Source organism: Desulfoglaeba alkanexedens ALDC, assembly GCF_005377625.1.
GTDB classification, from domain to species: Bacteria; Desulfobacterota; Syntrophobacteria; order Syntrophobacterales; family DSM-9756; genus Desulfoglaeba; species Desulfoglaeba alkanexedens.
The window spans coordinates 659,643-676,895 of record NZ_CP040098.1; the positions used below are offsets into that span (position 1 = coordinate 659,643).

Here is a 17,253-nt window from a genome sequence, read left to right on the forward strand (position 1 = left end):
CTTTCAGCGACCACCGTCACCATAAGCCAACTGCAGCAGGAACTCGACAGGGGATCTTGGAATCATGACCCCCCGCCGTTCACCGCGCAACGTGATCCTCATCGGCATGCCCGGGTCGGGCAAGAGCACGCTCGGGGTGCTCCTGGCCAAGCGCCTGGGCTACACCTTTCTGGATACCGATATCCTCATCCAGGTCCAATACGGCCGGCGCCTGGAAGAACTGATCGCCGCCCACGGCATCGAACGTTTCAAGCGGATCGAAGAAGCGGCCGTCCTCTCCCTGCAACTTGATGGGTCCGTGGTCGCCACGGGCGGGAGCGTCGTCTACAGCCCCGCCGCCATGGCTCACCTCAAGGCTTCCGGAACCGTGGCGTGGTTGCATCTTTCGTGCGAGGCGCTGGAGCGCCGTCTGGGCGACCTGGATGCCCGAGGCGTCGTTCGAAGCCCCGGCCAGAGCCTTCGAGACCTCTACAACGAACGATGCCCTCTTTACCGCCGCTACGCCCACGTCACAGTCCGCTGCGACGGCCTGGATCATGAAGCCGCCCTGGAAGCCTTGTGCGCCGCCATCGAAGCAGCGTCTTCACGTGAGTGAATGAAAAAAACCCGCCGCGCTCCCTCTTCGCAGGGAACACGGTGGGTCCTTGTCCTCCGATGAACCGGAACGAAAGGCGGTTCCAAGCTTATCCTTCCGTCGCCGCCACGCCTTGGACCGCAGCAGCCGCACCTTGACTCAGCAAATACCTTTCCTTCACGCGAATCAGATAGACAACCACCGGCCGATAGGCCAGGTGCGCCCACTTGGCAAAGGGCACTTCGAGAACCAGCATGGGAACGGCCACCATCATGTGGATGATATAGATCGAGTACGCGAAGATCGGTAGGCCGAAATGTACGGCGCAATGCAGGCCGATACCCGTGAGCGTCGTGAGAGCCAGAAGAACCAGGAAAACCCAGTCCGTGGGGTGGGAATTCTTGTACGGAGGCTTGGCTTTCCGCATTCGGCCGATGATGGCGTACCCTACACCGAGGAGAATGGCGATGGTCGCGTAATAGCCCAGGAGCCGCACCGGATGCCAGAACGGATACGGTTCGCTCCGCTGAAAGGCGATGCTTTCCGCATAGATCCCTAGCGTTTTCAATCCACCGGCCAGGAAGATCACCACCAGGAGGAACACCGTGGTGTATCCGGTCATGATCAGCAGGTGAATGAACCACTGGGTCCGATCACTGCACTGCCCGAAGCGCTTCTGGGTAAGGAAGTGGATCACCAGTTCCTTGGCTTCACTCACGTAGATCTTCAACGGGATCTTGGTCAGCATATCCCCCATGATGAGCTTCACGCACCGCCACACGTTGCTCAACAGCAGAAACGTCAGCGTAGCCCCCAAGATCATGTCGAAGATTTCCATGCCTTCCACCGGCCAGGCCGCTTCCAGGTCCACTCTGGACGTATTGAATTCTCCGGCGAACAAGAGCATGCCGAGCCCCACCAAGAATCCCACCACGGCGATGGCCGTCAACTCGAATTTTTCCGAAAGGTAGAATCTCCGGGAAAATCCCGTCCAATCGTAAACCGAGGTCAGGTACCGGCGCATGACCATCATGGTTTCGCCGGGGTCGGCCCCGCGCGGGCAATGGACGGAACACTCGCCGCAGTAGTAGCAGAGCCACGGTTCGGGCGACTTCAAGATCTTGTCTTTCAACCCCATCTGGGCGTATTTTATGAGCTTTCTCGGGAAGGGGTTTTCCTTGGTGGAAAGTGGGCAGATGGCCGTGCAGTTCCCGCAATGAAAGCACTTGTCGGCGTCTTTGAGCCCAAACGCCCTGAGATCTTTCATCAGGTTCGGATCAACTTTCACACTCATCCTCAGGCCTCCTAGGTTTTAAATTGGTCCTATGAACCAGATCCTTTCCGTCGGTTCCGGGTGCCGATCGATCTGAAAGGCCGACAGCGCACCCTCCACCGTGTGCCGTCTTGTGATCTAGAAGCCCTTGTAGGGGTTCGGGCCGACTTCTTCGAGCCTTGCGGCGAACTCGTCCAGAAGCTTGGGCAGGTTGGCGTAATCGATGATCGAACAGGTTTCGAACCGCACCCGATCCGATTCCAGCACGAGCCGGTCCAGCGTTTCCTTGACCTTGCTGAGCCGGATATTGGCCAGCTCGCTGCCCTTGATGAAGTGGCACTGGTAGTTTTCCCCGTGCTGGCAGCCCAGCAACAGCACCCCGTCGATCCCCTTGGACAGTGCGTCGGCGACCCAGATGAGGTTCATGGAGCCCAGGCACCGGAGCGGAATGACGCGGACCCACGGATTGTAGGTCATCTTGCGGAGTCCTGCCATGTCCAGCGCCGGGTAGGCGTCGTTTTCGCAAGCCAGCACCAGGATGCGCGGCTTTTCCTCGTCTTCTTCCGGAACTTCTATGGACTTGATCATGTCGCCGATCATGCCCACCGAATAGTTTTTGAAGGAAATGATGCGTTCCGGACACGCCCCCATGCACACACCGCACCGCCGGCAACGGGTCGGATGGGGAATCGGATTCCCTTTTTCGTCTTCGTTGATGGCGCCGAAGGGACACTCTTCCGTGCAACGCTTGCACTGCGTGCAACGCTGCATGAAAAATTCAGGAAAGCTGAGGTCCCCAGTCCGCGGATGGACGGCTTTCCCCTGGGAAACCAGCTCCACGCACTGGATGGCCTTCATGGCCGCACCCGCACCGTCCTCGGCGGCTGCTGCCACTCCCATGGAACGGCGGACGCAACCCGCTGCGTAGATACCGGTCCGCCGAGTTTCGTAGGGAAAGCAGATGAAGTTAGAATCCGGGAATCCGTAGCGCAGCGCGGGAAGTTCCGGGCCCTGGCGGTAATCCAGGTTGAGGAGATCCGAAACGCGGATCACGTCCAGCGGCACATCCAGGTCTTCTTCCGTCTTGGCCTCGCCTTCCTGCTTTTCCAGGCGAGCCTTCATTTTCGCGTAATCTTCACCGAAGGCCGTTACGGGCACCATGCCGGTCGCCAGGACCACCATATCCAGGTTCTCGAGAACCACCGTTTCGCCGAGCAGTTCGTCCAGAGCTTCCACCGTGATCCCGGCTCCGTCGGTCTTGACTTCGGGATCCTGGCACCGGATGAAGATCACCCCTTCCTGTTGCGCCTTCCGGTAGAAGTCTTCGGCCTGCCCCGGCGTCCTCATTTCCTTGTAGACCATGAACACGTTGGCCTCGGGGTTGTACTCCTTGATGGTACAGGCCTGTTTCAGAGCCGTCAGACAACACACACTGGAGCAGTAGGGCAAGTGTTTGGGGTCTCTCTGGCCGGCGCACTGGAGAAACGCCACGTTCTTCACTTCCGCTCCGTCGCTCGGCCGGCGTATTTCGCACTTCTGCTGCATTTCTTCAAACATGGTGTTGGTGATCACATCGGGGGACCGGCCGAATCCGAGCTTCGGGTCGAGCTTATTCGGATCGTACGGCTTCCAGCCCGCGGCGAGAACCACGGCGCCCACCCGATGTTCAGCGGTGCCGCCGTTGGTCTTTACGGTCACCTTGAACACCCCGGGGCCGCCCACGGTCTTTTCCACCTTGGCGCCAGTGTAGACGGTGATGTTCTTATCGTCTTTGACAGCCTGGATAAGTTCCTGGATGTTGTTGGCCGTTACGTCTTTGTAGGGGAAAGTAACCTGTTTCGCCACCTTCTTCTGGAAACCGCCCAGTTCGTTTTCCTTTTCCAGCAGGATCGCCTTGAACCCGGCTCTACTGGTTTCCAGGGCCGCGGAAAGCCCGCTGATGCCGCCGCCCACCACCAGAATGTCCTTCGAGATTTCTTCTTCGGGCATGAAAGGCTCAGGAAGCTCCATCTTGTTGATCTTGGCAGAGGCCATGCGGATATAGTCTTCCGCCATCATCTGAGTGTCTTCGTCGCCGGGCTTCTGGCTCCAGGCCACCTGCTCCCGAAGGTTCACCCGCTCCACGATACAACCGGGGAACGAAAAGACATCGGTCATGACCCGGGACGAACACGCCGCAATCATCACCGTGTTCACGCCCTCGCCCTCGATGTCGGCCTTGATGAGCGCCGCGCCTTCCCGGCTGCACAGGTTGGGGTGGTTCTTGCAAAGAGGGATCTTGCATTCCTTGGTCACCACACCCGCGAGCTGCTCCACGTCGAGGGCTTCTCCGATGCCACATCCCGTACAAATATAGGCTGCAATCTTTTTTTCCATTGAGTTACCTCCTCGCGATGGACTGGATGGCTTTCAGTGCGGCAGCCGTGCCGTCGGCGACGGATTCCGCAACACCAACCGGAGTCCGCGTACAACCTGCGGCGTATATTCCGGGCATGGCGTTCATGGCGGCCACAAAACCATAATCGTCGTAAGGAACCGGCGTCGGAACGCGTTCCGAAGCCGTGTTGGGCACCATGCCGGTGGCAAGCACCACCAGATCCACCGGAATCTCCTGCAGCTCTTCGGTCATGGTGTTTTCCACTCGACAGACCAGGCTCTTCGTAGCGCCGTCCTCTTCAATCTTCGCAACCTTCCCCTTGAAGAAGACCACCCCGGCGTCTTCCTTCACCTTCGCGTAGAAGTCTTCCAGCCGGTCAGTGGCGCGGATGTCGATGTAGAAGAAGTAAATCCTGGCATCCGGATACTGCTCCCGCACGTAGGTCACCTGCTTGAGGGACGCAAGGCAGCAAATACCAGAACAGTACGGCAGGTGGTTTTCGTCCCGCGAACCGGCACACTGGATGAAAGCCACCGACTCGGGCGGCTTGCCGTCCGACGGGCGAAGGATCTTCCCCTGGGTGGGTCCGTTCCAGGACGCCAATCGCTCCATCATCACATTGGTGATGACGTTCGGATATCGACCGGCTCCATAGTTGGTGAGCTTGCTCGAATCATACGGCTTCCAGCCGGTCGCCCACACGATGCTTCCAACCTTGAGGTCCACCGATCTGGGCTGCATGTCGAGATCGATCGCGTCGTACGGACAGGCTTCCTTCACCTTCTGCGCTTCGGGGCTCTTCACCAGAGACGGATCGAGGACATAACGCATGGGGAAGGCCAGATCGTGGGGAAGATACGCGGCCTTGATCGTGTCCATGCCGTAGTTGAAAGGATTCGGGATCTCAAGGCTGCAGGCTTCGGCGCATTTGCCGCAGGCCGTGCATTTCTCATTGACGTAACGGGGATTGATCTTCACCGTCACATCGAAATCCCCGGCGGCCCCGGTCACCCTTTCCACCTCCGCCAGAGTGAAAAACCGCACCCGCGGATTATCCTTGATGCGGCGGAAGTTGATTTCAAGCCCGCAGTAGGGCGGACACAACTTGGGGAAGTAGTGGTGGAACTGCGCGACCCGGCCCCCGAGGTAGGGATTCCGTTCCACTAGGATAACGTCGTAGCCCGCTTCGGCTGCTTCGATCGCGGCCGTGAGCCCGCTCATGCCACCCCCGACCACCAGAATGCTTTGAGTCACCGTGTTCGCCATGCTCGTCCTCCTCAATATATGCTGAAGTGTCCTTGAACCCGCCAGAGCGTAGGCAAGGCTTGCCATCATGCGTAAACCATGAGATGGGCGCAGGAGTTGACAGGCACTTTCCGGGTGGTTTGTGCTCATGTGCATCTATACACAAACAGACCCGCTCACGCAAACAAAAAGATGGCGGAAACCCTATGACGGCAAAGACCGATCCCAAAATCCATGCAAGCCTCCTTCCGGTCCTCCGGGCCGTTCAGGCAGGAGGGGTTGTGAAAAAAAGATCAGTCCAACCCTCTTCCCTCTTGCAAAAAAGGCGAGCGTCACTTAATGGTAACATCCGCAAGCCTTGGCCCATCCCCGCTCCATGCCGGCGGAGACAGCGAGCCGGGCTTCCGGGGCCGGAAGGACTCCAATACAGGCGGGGTCGCGACCGGCCGCCATCGGTTTATGCCGCGTCTCGAAGAACGCGACCTTTTCCGCGTAATCCCTGGAACACGAACGACAGATGGAGTGCCATGATGGACGAAAAGCAAGAAAAGAAATGGTTGGGCCCGCTCATCAAGATGATGCTCTCGCTGGCTATACTTTTTCCACTCTACGCTCTGCTCTACATCACGTTCCCGGCTTCAGTGGTGGCCTTTTACGTCATCGCGGCCGCCCTCTTCGCCGCCTTCGCTCCCTGGGACGAACTGAAGCGCAGGTTTCTTTCGTGAACGGCGGCCCTTTGAGAAGGACAACGAGGTATTGCCTGTTTCCACCCTGTTCCCAAGCTTCACCATCCACCTTGTTCCCAAGCTCCAGCTTGGGAACACAACTGTGCTGAAGCTCCAGCTTCGATTCCCATGAGGCCGTACCCAAGCCAGAGCTTGGTAACGAGGGGAAAATGGGGCACCTGTAGGAGGCCCGCCCTCGGGCCGATGAGGCGGGGCATAGGGGTTTGTTCATCGCGGCTGAGGCGCCGCTCCTGCAACGGCTCATGCCCTGTAGGAGCCGGCTTGCCGGCGACCAGCGTCAACGGGGCATTACCGGTTTTACGGGTCGCGGGCAAGCCCGCTCCTACAAGAACAAGGATCCTCAGGTCCTGACTAGCATGAACTTGTTTTTGGACACGCTCTTTCCGTTTTCCCGAAACCATCGGACCGACCGCAGGGAGGCCCAAGCGCGCGGCATGTCTCATGGAGCAGGCATGCGCCGTGACGGCACTTCCTCCGGCCTGTAGACACAGAGGTTGAACTCATCATGAAGATCATAGACCCGTCCCTTTTCGAGAATCTGTCCCAGAGAAGAGCCCCCGAAGACTCGTGGATCCTCAGCGTTTACGTGAACCTGGATCCCGCACTCCGAGGGAACCGTCGGGGAGGCTACAAACTCGTCGTCGAGAGACTCCTCAAGGACCTCGAAAACCAGATAGACGACGAAGCAAAGCGGGAACACTTCCGCGAAGACGCGGAATGGGTCCGCCGCCAGGTGAACCTCCACATCCCCGGCGGGAAGAGCTTTGTGCTCTTCTGCGACGTTTCCGACGGCTTCACCTTCGTGGAAGACCTTCCCGTGAGGGTCGCCAGCGGCGCCTGGTACGGGAAGACCCCTTACGTCCGCCCGCTCCTCGAGGCCTGGCGGGAATACGAGCGCTACGGTGTGGTTCTCGTGGACCGGGAAAAGGCTCGCCTCCTGGTGCTTTCCGTGGGCCAGGTGGAAGAAGTGGATGAAGCCTTCCAGACGCCCGCGGTCAAGCACCGGCGCACCTCGGGCTCCGATCACATGCGCTCCCAGATGGTGTTCCAGAGGCGTGCGGCCACATGGAGCAACTGGTTTCTCAAGGAGGTTGGAGATAAGGTCCACGACATGCTGGCCGTCCACGATATCGACCGCATCCTGCTTGCCGGCCCTGAAGAAATCACCGCCGAACTGGAACGCCTCCTGCCCAAGGCCGTAGCCTCCCGCGTCGTGGGACGCCTCCGGCTGCCCATTTCGGCGAAGCCCGACGAAGTGCTGGAAGCCGCGCTGCCGGTCATTCAGGAACTGGAAGAACAGGAATCGCTGCTGTTGGTGGAAGACCTGGTCACCGTGGCGCGAAAGACGGAGAATGCCCCCAAGGCCGTGACGGGCCTCAACTCCACCCTGAACGCCGTAAACCAGGGGCGGGTCTTTCAACTGGTCATCCTCCCTGAACATCGCATGCCCGGTTTCCATTGCCCCGGCTGCGGCGTGCTCCTGGATCACGCCCCACCGGAAGGCGCGTGCCCCTACTGCTCCAAGCCCCTTGAACCCACCGACGACATCATCTGGCTGGCTTCCGAGCGGGTCTTGAGCATGGGAGGAAAAGTCGAAGAGGTGCGTGGCGAGGAAGCCCGCGCGGCGCTCCAATCCGCAGGGGGCATCGGAGCGTATTTGCGTTGAAGCGCTTCGGCAAAAAAACGAAGGTCGAAAAATCCCCCTCTCCCCCTCTCCCCCTCCCCTTAATCCCCTCCCACAAGGGGAGGGGAAACAGAACTTGGCATCAAATATTACGTCTATTCCCCTCGTTCCCAAGCTCCAGCTTGGGAACGCCCTCACCGAAGCTGGAGCTTCTGCACGGTTGTGTTCCCAAGCTGGAGCTTGGGAACAAGAAGAAAACTTCCGTGAAAAAGCAAAGCCCGGGTCGAAAGACCCGGGCTTTTTACGTTCAGACGGTCAGGTTAAGCGCCGGCCTAGAATTTCCACTGCAGCCGCGCACCCAGTTCGTAGGCGTCATCGTCGTCATTGTTGGTCTTGTAGGCGTCATCAGCAAAGAGATACGCACCCACGAGGCGCAGTTCCAAGCCGTCCACCACGCCTTGATCAAGGAAGAAGTTCACTTCGTGACCCACCGTATCATCCTTGTCGCCGTTCTCATCGGACACGACGTCTTCGGAGGTCATCACATAGTAGTAATTAAAGGTCAGCTTGGTTTCTTCCAGGGCCTGCCAGGACGTACCGGCCGTGAGCACAAACAGGTTGGTCGGATGGTCGGCGGCATAGTAGGCGCCCTGATCGATGGACTGTTCGGCGTCGAAACCAACTTCGGTGTCCACGTCCAGCGTACCATCTAAGCCGAGAATCACCGACCAAGCGCCGTCATAGCCATCCGGGTAGACGAAATAGTCGATATCGTCGTCGTTATCGTCGTCACCGGAGGTGTAGAAGCCGCCGAGAGTGAACGTGAAAGCCTCCCAATAGAATTCACCCATGGCTTCCACCATCCAGCCCTTGTAGTCACCGGAGCCGCTATCGGTACCTAACTCGTAATCGTAGCTTCCGAAGTTCTTGATGAAGTTGACGTAGGCGTTCATCCAGTCGGTTTTGTAGCCGATGTTGGCACCCAGGTTGAACAGGTCATTGTCTGTCACATCACCGGCATCATTGAGGTCGAACACCCCGTCCAACATCGCGCCTTCCTCCGCAAAGTGCTCGACACCCGCGTTGTCGCGCGCATGCTGCCAGAAGCCGGTGAGCGATCCGTAAATCGGTCCGCCGCCCTCGTACTTCAGTTCCAGGAAGAAATCGTCCATGTCTTCCGATTCGTCGTAGGCATCTTCGTTGATAGCGGCGATGTAGCCCAGAGTCACCCCGATGGGATCGAAGTTGGTGCGGAAAACCGCGCCCGAGGCGTCATCGTCGAACACCCAGCCTTCCATGAGGGCGATGCCCTGCACACCGATCGAAGCGCGAACCTCCGTGTTCGGAATGTTGAAGTCCAGGTAGACGTTCTTCATTTCCAGGTTCGTGGCGTCTGCGCCGATATCGCCGCCGCCGTGACGGCCGTACTTGTCGCTTTCATCACCCCACGCCGTGTCCGCCTCCCACTTGGTCACGAGCTGCAGGTTTTCGCTTCCCACAAAGGTGAAGTAAATGCGGAGGCGTTGATCGAACCAGTTGCCCTTGTCGTCCGTATCGCCGTAACCGTCATCGTTGCCGTCGACCAAGTTCTCGTTGTGCACCCAGCGCGCCCGGTACATACCGCCGTACTTGAAGTCCACAGCGAAGGCCGGCGCCGCCACGGCCACCGCCGCACACAACGCCACCAGGACCACCAGAAATCGCTTCATCTCTCTCCTCCATTGGTGATGCGTTGAAATCATGGTGTCGATTCGTTGCAAGCCCCTCTAGCCGAACGTTCCCTCATCTCTCCGCTACCGACGCCTCTCACCCCCTTTCGGCCGCTTGAACCCCCCGGGTCTTGGGACAGGTCTACGGACACACACCCCAACCCATTGTAGTTACGCTGCACCCCTAACCCAAAAGATGCGCCTATGTCAACAGAAAAACCATAACATCTCAATAACTGAAGATAAACCGTCTGGATTCGGCCTTTCGCCGGAATGACGAAACAACCCAATCCCCCCCGTCATTTCAGTAAAACCTGTCCCGGACCCGAGCCGGGAGCCGGAATCCATTACCTTGCTGCAGAAATTGGTCACCCCCACTCGTGAAAATCATCCCCTCTCCACCCAGTGGGGGGAGAGGGTCAGGGTGAGGGGGGTGTATTTTCACGGTAAAAGACACCTGCGCTTTTGGCTTGCCATAAATTCCTACTTACGGCTAGTCTTCTTTGGAAACCCCAACGCGGCGCCGGCGACATCCCGCGCCTCCTACCGCGAGGCCAACGCGGACGGCGCCCCGGACCTATGGACAAGGCCATTTCGAGGGAGGCAGACAGCTCATGCGTAACAACCATGGTTTCATCCCTTTCCTTTTTCTGGCAATGCTGGTCCTCTTCGGATCCTTCCGCCAGGCTCCGCACGTGCAAGCGGCCGAACCGGAAGACCCTGTGCGCGTGGCGATCCTTCCGTTTTCCATGCACACCCCGCCGGATCTCTCGTATCTGCAAGACGGCATCTGGGAAATGCTGGCTTCCAGGCTGGCCTGGGAAGGCAAGGTCCAGGTCGTGCCGAAGTCTCAGATCCAGAACACCCTGGGAAGCCTAAGCGGCGACCTGTCGCAGGACGCGGCCTTGAACATCGGCCGGTCGCTGGAGGCCGATTACGTTCTCTTCGGCAGCGTGACGGCTCTCGGCCAGGCGGTGAGCCTGGACGCCAAGATGGCCGGTACGGAGCCCGGGGCGGAGCCCTTGAGTTTCCACACTCAGAGCGGAACGCTCGACCAGCTTATCCCGGCGGTCAGCAACTTCGCCCAGGACATCAACCGCAAGCTTTTCGGGCGAGCACCCGCCGCCGTAGCCGCCGCAACCGTTGACACCTCGCCGTCCAATGTCAACCCGGAATCCCTGATTCCGGACATGATGCTCCAGGGCGCTTCCATTTCCTATCTCAACCCCAACTTCGTCGAAGTGAATCCCGATGAAGCCCTGACCGGCCAGGGGCTCTGGCGAAGCCAGACCTTCAAAGAAACGATCATCTCCATCGATGTGGGAGACCTGGACGGCGACGGTTCGCAGGAACTGGTGACCGCCTCACCGGACCGGCTGGCCGTCTACCGGCGGGTGGCCCAGGGACTTCAACTCGTCCTGGAACATCGGGCCGACAAGATGGAACGTTTCGTGTGGGTCTCGACGGTGGACCTGGACGGCGACGGCAGGGACGAGGTGGTCCTCACGAACATGCGGACCGTCAACAGCCCGCAGGCATCTTCGGAAAAGGTCAGCGGAAGACAGCACACCGAGGAGTTCCCCGCCTCCAAGGTCTTTTCGCTGCAAGGAACGGCGCTCAAAACCCTGGCGGACCGGCAGCCATTCTACCTCAACGCCGTGCACATCCCCAAGCGGGGTAAGATCCTTCTCGGCCAGAAACCCGGCCCCAATACCGAATTGTTCGATCCCGAAATATACCACATACAACTCAGAGGCTCCGAACTGGTCCCCATTGCGCCGTTTCACCTCCCGCAGCACTGCAACGTCTTCAACTTCGTCGTAGCGGACATCAACGGAGACGGCTCCGATGAGACGGCGTTCATCTCTTCGGACAACCGACTCGTTCTCCTGGATTCGGCGGGAAGCCCCATCTGGCGGAGCCGCCAGCGGTTCGGCGCCACAACCAACGTGCTGGCAGGCAAGGTCACGGACCTGCGTTACAACCAAATCGATTACTTCTACGTTCCGACGAGAATCCTCGTGACCGATCTCAATCGAGACGCCATCCCCGAACTGGTGGTCAACCGGAGTCCGGACTACAGCGCGTTCCTTCCCCAGGGCTTCAAGTACTTCGAAGCGGGTGAAATCGTCTCTTACAGCTGGGATCAGCTGGGCATGGTGGAAAACTGGAAAACCCGCGAAATGCAGGGGATGCTGACGAGCCTGGCGCTAGGAGACCTCAACGATGACGGGACGCCCGAACTCATTGCAAGCCTCGTGACCGGCCAGGATCTCACGAAGCTTTGGGAATCCAAGAGCACCATTTTCAGCTACGACCTCAACGTGAAAAGGGCCGAAAAGACTGCACAGAAGCCCTGACGCCGCTCTTACAACGACTCATACCCTTCCACCTTGTTCCCAAGCTCCAGCTTGGGAACACAACTGTGCAGAAGCTTCAGCTTCGATTGAGGCCGTTCCCAAGCCATAACTCCCGAACGAGGGGAAAATTCTATTTCCCCTCCCCTTGTGGGAGGGGATTAAGGGGAGGGGGAAGAGGGGGATTTTCCACCTTGTTCCCAAATTCTATTTCCCCTCCCCTTGACGAGGGGAAAATTCTATTTCCCCTCCCCTTGTGGGAGGGGATTAAGGGGAGGGGGAACAAGGGGAAGGCCCTGGAAATACTCGAAGATTCTTTCGACGGACTGGTCTTGAAGGCCCCGACGGACCGGATGAAAAGGGCGTACTCCGTGCGGTGAAGCAATCTTCAGGACTAGTGCTTGCTGTCGAAGTTTTTTTCATTATAATTAATAAAGTTTGTTGCAACTGACCTGGCCCGACGGTCGTCTTCTTCCCGACCCGACGGCGGCATACGGCCTGCAGTGGTCCCTGCGAAGATCAGCCCGATCGTTCGGGTTCGGAAGGAACCCAACGAGCCTGCATTCTCGGCTCCGGGATCGCTTTGAAGGAGGGCCCCCATGAATGAACTTTTAGCTCCCGGTGGAACCCTGGCCATGGTGGATGCGGTATTCACCCATGGCACCGACGCGGTCTATGTCGGCTGCAAAGGATTCAGCCGCCGCAAGTGCGCATGGGAACTGGAAGATTCCCAAATCCGCGAAGCCATTGACATCGCACGCCGCCACGGCGGAAAAGTCCGAGTGGCGGTCAACGCGGACGTCCCCGAGGACAAGTGGTTGGTGGTCTTGGGAAAGATCGCCAAGTACGCGGCATGGGGTGCGGAGGGCGTCATCGTGAAGACGCCTTCGGTGATGACCATGGTGCGCGACAACTTCCCGGAATTGGTGATCCACGCGAGTGTCGGGTGCAACATCCAGACACCGGCCCAGATCGCCCAATACAAGGCTTACGGAGCCACCCAGGTGGTGGCGAGCACTGAAATCGATACCGTGGAGAAGCTGCGAACCTTCAAGGCGGCGGCTGATGCCGTCGGCGTGGCGACTGAACTGCTGGTGCACGGCAACCGCTGTGTGGGGGGTGTCGGCAACTGCAGCTTTCATGAACTGATCAGCGATTCCTATATCAAACGGACGTACCGGGACGAAGACGGAAACGAAATCGTCGAATACGAAGGCTGGCCGGATCGGAGCGGGAGTTGCTTTCGGTTGTGCCTGCTGACCGAGGCGCAGCGCGAGAAAGTCTTAAAGCAGCGGGGCCGTTCCGAAAAGGAAATCCGTGACATCAACGAGCGGATTCGTCGGCGTCCCAACGTGGCGTTCGCCATCAACGGGAAGGAACTCTGGGACATCATGGACCTGGGGATCGCCACCCTCAAGGTCCAGGGTCGCGAATACGCGGTCTCCCTCATCAGCCGGATGATCGCCCTGTACCGGGCCATGATCCAGGCCCACGCCCGTGGCCAGTCTCATGACGATCCGAACCTTCTGGCGCTCCAGGCGGAACTGGACGCCATCGCGAGAGACCGGGACCGGGCGCGCATGGAAAAGACACGGGAACTGCACCGGAACATCAAGGGACTTTACGCTTGAGCACGACCCGCCCGGGGCCCTTCGCGCCGGCGTTCTCGCTCGAACGCCGGCAACGGTGGGAACTTTCCTGTACTTCAAGGCGGTGATCCCGGCGCAAGCCATCACAACCGCTTGAGGAGCGGGAGCGCCTGCCGGAACTCGGGTGTGCCCGCCCGGTTCAGCAACTCATAAATGATCATCTCTGTTGAACTCACCACCGCTCCGGCATGTTCCAGCCGGCGCAGCCCTGTTTCCCAGTTATACGTACTGCGTGAAGACACCGCATCGCCCGCCACGTGCACCCGATAGCCCAGCCTCGCAGCGTGAGCCCCCGTGTGGAAGATGCACACGTGGGTTTCCATCCCGCAAAGCAAGAGAGTCCGGCGCCCCAAGGACTCCAGCCGCCGGGCCATGGCTTCGTTTTCGAGACAGCTGAATTCCAGCTTGTCCATGACGATCGGCTCAGGAGACATCGCGACGAGTTCAGGCAGAAAGCCGCCGAGTTTTTCCGGGTTGTGCTGTGAAAAGACCATGGGGATCTGGAAGATGGAGGCGATTTCAATGAGTGCCGCGCAGTGCTTGCGAAGCCTGGCCGGTTCCACGCATAGGTCCAGGATGGCTTTCTGAACATCGACCAAGAGCAGCACACAGTCGTTTCGGTCCAGAAACTCGCCGTAAATGTTTTCCGTCATGGGGCGACTCCTTTCTGCTTGGAAAGCGCTTCGATCCGAAAACCGGCACCGTATCGGCGGGCCGCAACCCCGGGTCTCATCGTGCCACCCATTCCCCGGATTCCTCTTTCTCTTCAGTCCCGGGCCGTCTGTCAAGGCACGAAAAGGATTCGCTCTGTGGATTTGTGCCGAAGCGAGGGAGAACGCCACGAAGCCGGTTGCACGCACCGCCCCCTTGTGTTAAAAATCAGCCTTGTGAAAATCAGCGTAAACAGGAGGATGGATCATGGAGTGGGCCTGGCGGTTGGGGATTTTGGTTCTGGGCGGCGTTCCGGCCATCATCGGTGGAGGCCTTTTCTGGCATTTTTTCGAAAACTGGACGTCCGTGGTCGTCTGGGAAATCGTCCTGCTGTTTCTGTTGAGCCTCATCATCTCCAAAGGCGACAAGAAGGCGAAAAACGAAGCCCACGGCTGATGCGGAACGCGCTGGAGTGGGCATGAAGCGCAGGAGGGGCACTCGGCCATGTAGGGCCGGGGCGTGGGAACACCCGGCGCGCCTCGCCTGGGCCCGGCGGGACTTGCCGCGACCGGAAGCGCCGCACCACGCGTACGAGCATGTAGAAGCAACCGAGGGGAGATCGACCTCATGGAATGCAAGAAAGATCAGAACCTGCAGCGCTGCAACTGCACCTACGACCCCTGCCCCAGGAAGGGGATATGTTGTGAGTGCCTTCAATATCACCTGAAAAGCCGGGAGCTTCCCGCATGCTGTTTCCCGGCGGATGCCGAACGGACCTACGACCGGTCCTTTGAACACTTTGCCCGGCTGGTTTCACAGAAAAAGGTCTGATGGACCGGCAGCCCGGCCCGTTTCTTGACGCCAAGCAGCCCCGGACTCCGGTGAAAGTAGAGATGCGGCGAATCGGCGCCGCGCAGCATGAAAAACGTTTCTAGTTCATCGAACAGCACCGGTTTTGAAGGCCAGGTGTACTCCTTTTCTTCTCTGCGGAAGGACTCCCACTCGCGCAGGGCTTCCGGACCCTGAGCTTCCTTGTTCCTCTAGGATCTGGCTTGCCCGCGATGCAAACCATCTGTAGGAGCGGCAGATTGTGGGACCGCCGCCCACCCCCCGCGATGAACCAACCCCAATGCCCCGGCCCGGTTTTCCGTTATCGGTAGGAGCGGGTTTGCCCGCGACCCGTAAAACCGGCTATGCCCCGTTGACCCTGATCGCCGGCAAGCCGGCTCCTACAGGGCATAAATCGCTCCTTAAATGCCGTTCGCGAACCGCCCCTACGCGAAGAAATGGACCCTCAATCCCCACAAGGGTGACGGGTATGCTCAGACAGCCTCTCACCGAAGCATCGATCATGGAGGTGAACATCATGAGGGATGAAGCCCTGGTCGTCTTGGTCACGGCCGGTAATCGTGACGAAGCCGCCCGCATCGCGAAAGCGCTCGTCGAAGACAGACTCGCCGCCTGCGTCAACATCGTTCCGTCCATCCGGTCCATCTACACGTGGCAAGGCGAAGTATGCGACGACGAAGAGCTGCTCCTCATCATCAAGACCCGCAAAGGCGTCATGGACGGCCTGAAAGTGCGTGTCCGCGAACTCCACAGCTATGAAGTCCCCGAAGTCATCGCGTTCAGTATCTGTGACGGATCCATCGACTACCTGGCATGGATCGAGGAAAGCACCCGGAATCCGAGGACGGCGCCTCGATAACGCTATCGCTGATCGGCTTCCATTCGGGCTCGAATGGAGGCGGCGTGGGCGTCGAGTCCTTCCAGCCGCGCAAGTTGCATGACGGCCTCGGCGTCCCTTGCGAAGGCTTCCTGTGAATAGGCGACGATACTGGTCTTTTTGACAAAATGGTCCACGCTGAGTGCGGAGGCGAAGCGGGCGGTTCCGGCGGTCGGGAGCACGTGGTTGGGTCCGGCGAAATAATCCCCGATCGGCTCCGGCGTGTGAGTGCCGATGAAGACGGCACCGGCATTGTGGATCTTGCCCAGGCATGCCCAGGGGTCCCGAACCTGGATTTCCAGGTGTTCGGGCGCCAGGCGGTTGGCCAGGCCCACGGCTTGCTCCAGGTTCTGAACCCGAAAGATCGCCCCGTAGCGGTTCAGGGCCTCCCGGATCACGTCCCGGCGAGGCAGTTCCCCCAGCCGGCGTTCGAGCCCGACGGCCGCGGCGCGGGCGAGCGAAGGATCCGTGGTGACCAGCACGGCACTGGCCAGGGGGTCGTGTTCGGCCTGGCTCAAAAGGTCAGCCGCCACGTGTTCCGGGCTTGCCGTTTCGTCCGCCAGAACCAGGATTTCACTGGGGCCGGCCAACAGGTCGATCCCGACTTCGCCTGAAACCAGCTTCTTGGCCAGCGTGACATAGATGTTGCCCGGGCCGACGATCACGTCCACCGGGCGCACCGACGGCGTCCCGAAGGCCAGCGCAGCCACGGCCCACGCGCTTCCGATCCGGTGGATGCGGCGGACGCCGACCTCTTTGGCCGTGACGAGAAGGTACGGATTCACCGTTCCATCCCGACGGGGCGGCGTCACCATGGCGATATCGGAAACCCCCGCCACCCGCGCCGGGACGGCGGTCATGAGGACGGTGGAAATGAGCGGGGTTTCCCCGCCTTTTCCACCGGGAATGTAAAGGCCCGCCGAGGCCACCGGCCGGAGGATCTGGCCGAGAAACGTTCCATCGTCCCGGGTCATGAACCAGGAAGAGCGGAGCTGCCACCGGTGAAAGGCTTCGATGTGAGCGCGGGCCCGTTCCAGGGTGTCGAAGAACGAACGGTCCACGCGGTCGTAAGCCGCCTGGACTTCCCGTTCCGAAACCAGGAGCTGCTCCTCGCGGAATTCGGGGGCGTCGAACCGGCGGGTGAAACCGACCAGCGCTGCATCGCCTTCACGCCTCACCGCGGAAAGGATTTCAGAAACCCGGGATTCCAGCTCCGGGTCCGCCCCCGGTCGGCGCCGTTCGATCCGCAGAAGCCTTTCTTCGGCGGCACTGGAAGGATAGTCGAGGACAGGCAGCACGGCTCTCTCCTTTGAACGTTTCCC

The 17,253-nt window shown here is 59.6% G+C and carries 14 protein-coding genes; 8 read left to right on the forward strand and 6 right to left on the reverse strand.

The genetic code is table 11. The features are described from left to right. Window positions 1–64 precede the first annotated feature (64 nt). Window positions 65–595 carry a shikimate kinase gene (locus FDQ92_RS03265; RefSeq protein WP_137423258.1) on the forward strand — a complete coding sequence of 177 codons (531 nt, stop codon included), beginning with the start codon at window positions 65–67 and terminating at the stop codon, window positions 593–595. A gap of 88 nt (window positions 596–683) precedes the next feature. Here the strand turns inward: FDQ92_RS03265 and FDQ92_RS03270 are convergent, their stop codons facing one another. The 3 genes from FDQ92_RS03270 to FDQ92_RS03280 all read right to left on the reverse strand — a co-directional run bounded on the left by FDQ92_RS03270 (window position 684) and on the right by FDQ92_RS03280 (window position 5,490). Further along, the gene (locus FDQ92_RS03270; protein WP_137423259.1) at window positions 684–1,868 is read right to left on the reverse strand and encodes a 4Fe-4S dicluster domain-containing protein; all 1,185 of its coding nucleotides are present in this window, start codon (window positions 1,866–1,868) and stop codon (window positions 684–686) included. A 117-nt stretch (window positions 1,869–1,985) separates the two neighbouring features. Further along, window positions 1,986–4,223: an FAD-dependent oxidoreductase gene (locus FDQ92_RS03275; protein ID WP_137423260.1), complete on the reverse strand. Its 2,238-nt coding sequence runs from the start codon at window positions 4,221–4,223 to the stop codon at window positions 1,986–1,988. Between the two features lie 4 nt (window positions 4,224–4,227). Beyond that, window positions 4,228–5,490 (reverse strand): CoB--CoM heterodisulfide reductase iron-sulfur subunit A family protein, encoded by a 1,263-nt coding sequence (locus FDQ92_RS03280; RefSeq protein ID WP_137423261.1) that lies wholly within the window; start codon window positions 5,488–5,490, stop codon window positions 4,228–4,230. Between the two features lie 506 nt (window positions 5,491–5,996). Between FDQ92_RS03280 and FDQ92_RS03285 the strand changes: the two genes are divergently transcribed. Continuing rightward, window positions 5,997–6,194, forward strand: coding sequence for a hypothetical protein (locus FDQ92_RS03285; protein ID WP_137423262.1), 198 nt, complete (start codon window positions 5,997–5,999; stop codon window positions 6,192–6,194). 526 nt (window positions 6,195–6,720) lie between these two features. Next, window positions 6,721–7,881: a baeRF10 domain-containing protein gene (locus tag FDQ92_RS03290; protein WP_137423263.1), complete on the forward strand. Its 1,161-nt coding sequence runs from the start codon at window positions 6,721–6,723 to the stop codon at window positions 7,879–7,881. 290 nt (window positions 7,882–8,171) lie between these two features. Here the strand turns inward: FDQ92_RS03290 and FDQ92_RS15620 are convergent, their stop codons facing one another. Further along, the gene (locus FDQ92_RS15620) at window positions 8,172–9,548 is read right to left on the reverse strand and encodes an alginate export family protein (protein WP_246041819.1); all 1,377 of its coding nucleotides are present in this window, start codon (window positions 9,546–9,548) and stop codon (window positions 8,172–8,174) included. A gap of 614 nt (window positions 9,549–10,162) precedes the next feature. Here FDQ92_RS15620 and FDQ92_RS03300 point away from each other — a divergent pair. Next, the gene (locus FDQ92_RS03300; protein ID WP_137423264.1) at window positions 10,163–11,908 is read left to right on the forward strand and encodes an FG-GAP-like repeat-containing protein; all 1,746 of its coding nucleotides are present in this window, start codon (window positions 10,163–10,165) and stop codon (window positions 11,906–11,908) included. 596 nt (window positions 11,909–12,504) lie between these two features. Further along, entirely contained in the window at window positions 12,505–13,536 is a 1,032-nt protein-coding gene (locus FDQ92_RS03305; protein WP_137423265.1) for a peptidase U32 family protein, read from the forward strand. 101 nt (window positions 13,537–13,637) lie between these two features. Here FDQ92_RS03305 and FDQ92_RS03310 read toward each other — a convergent pair whose 3' ends face one another. Beyond that, complete coding sequence (locus FDQ92_RS03310; RefSeq protein ID WP_137423266.1) at window positions 13,638–14,207, reverse strand: isochorismatase family protein; 570 nt, start codon at window positions 14,205–14,207, stop codon at window positions 13,638–13,640. Window positions 14,208–14,472: 265 nt separating this feature from the next. Between FDQ92_RS03310 and FDQ92_RS03315 the strand changes: the two genes are divergently transcribed. The 3 genes from FDQ92_RS03315 (at window position 14,473) to cutA (ending at window position 15,913) form a co-directional block, all read left to right on the forward strand. After that, window positions 14,473–14,661 (forward strand): hypothetical protein, encoded by a 189-nt coding sequence (locus FDQ92_RS03315; protein ID WP_137423267.1) that lies wholly within the window; start codon window positions 14,473–14,475, stop codon window positions 14,659–14,661. A 171-nt stretch (window positions 14,662–14,832) separates the two neighbouring features. Next, a complete protein-coding gene (locus FDQ92_RS03320) occupies window positions 14,833–15,036 on the forward strand; it encodes a DUF6485 family protein (protein ID WP_137423268.1) in 204 nt (67 codons plus the stop codon). A gap of 487 nt (window positions 15,037–15,523) precedes the next feature. Then, the gene (gene cutA, locus FDQ92_RS03325) at window positions 15,524–15,913 is read left to right on the forward strand and encodes a divalent-cation tolerance protein CutA (RefSeq protein WP_246041820.1); all 390 of its coding nucleotides are present in this window, start codon (window positions 15,524–15,526) and stop codon (window positions 15,911–15,913) included. Between the two features lie 2 nt (window positions 15,914–15,915). On the opposite strand, the gene hisD is transcribed toward cutA, so the two are convergent. Further along, window positions 15,916–17,226 (reverse strand): histidinol dehydrogenase, encoded by a 1,311-nt coding sequence (hisD, locus tag FDQ92_RS03330; protein WP_137425690.1) that lies wholly within the window; start codon window positions 17,224–17,226, stop codon window positions 15,916–15,918. Window positions 17,227–17,253 lie beyond the last annotated feature (27 nt).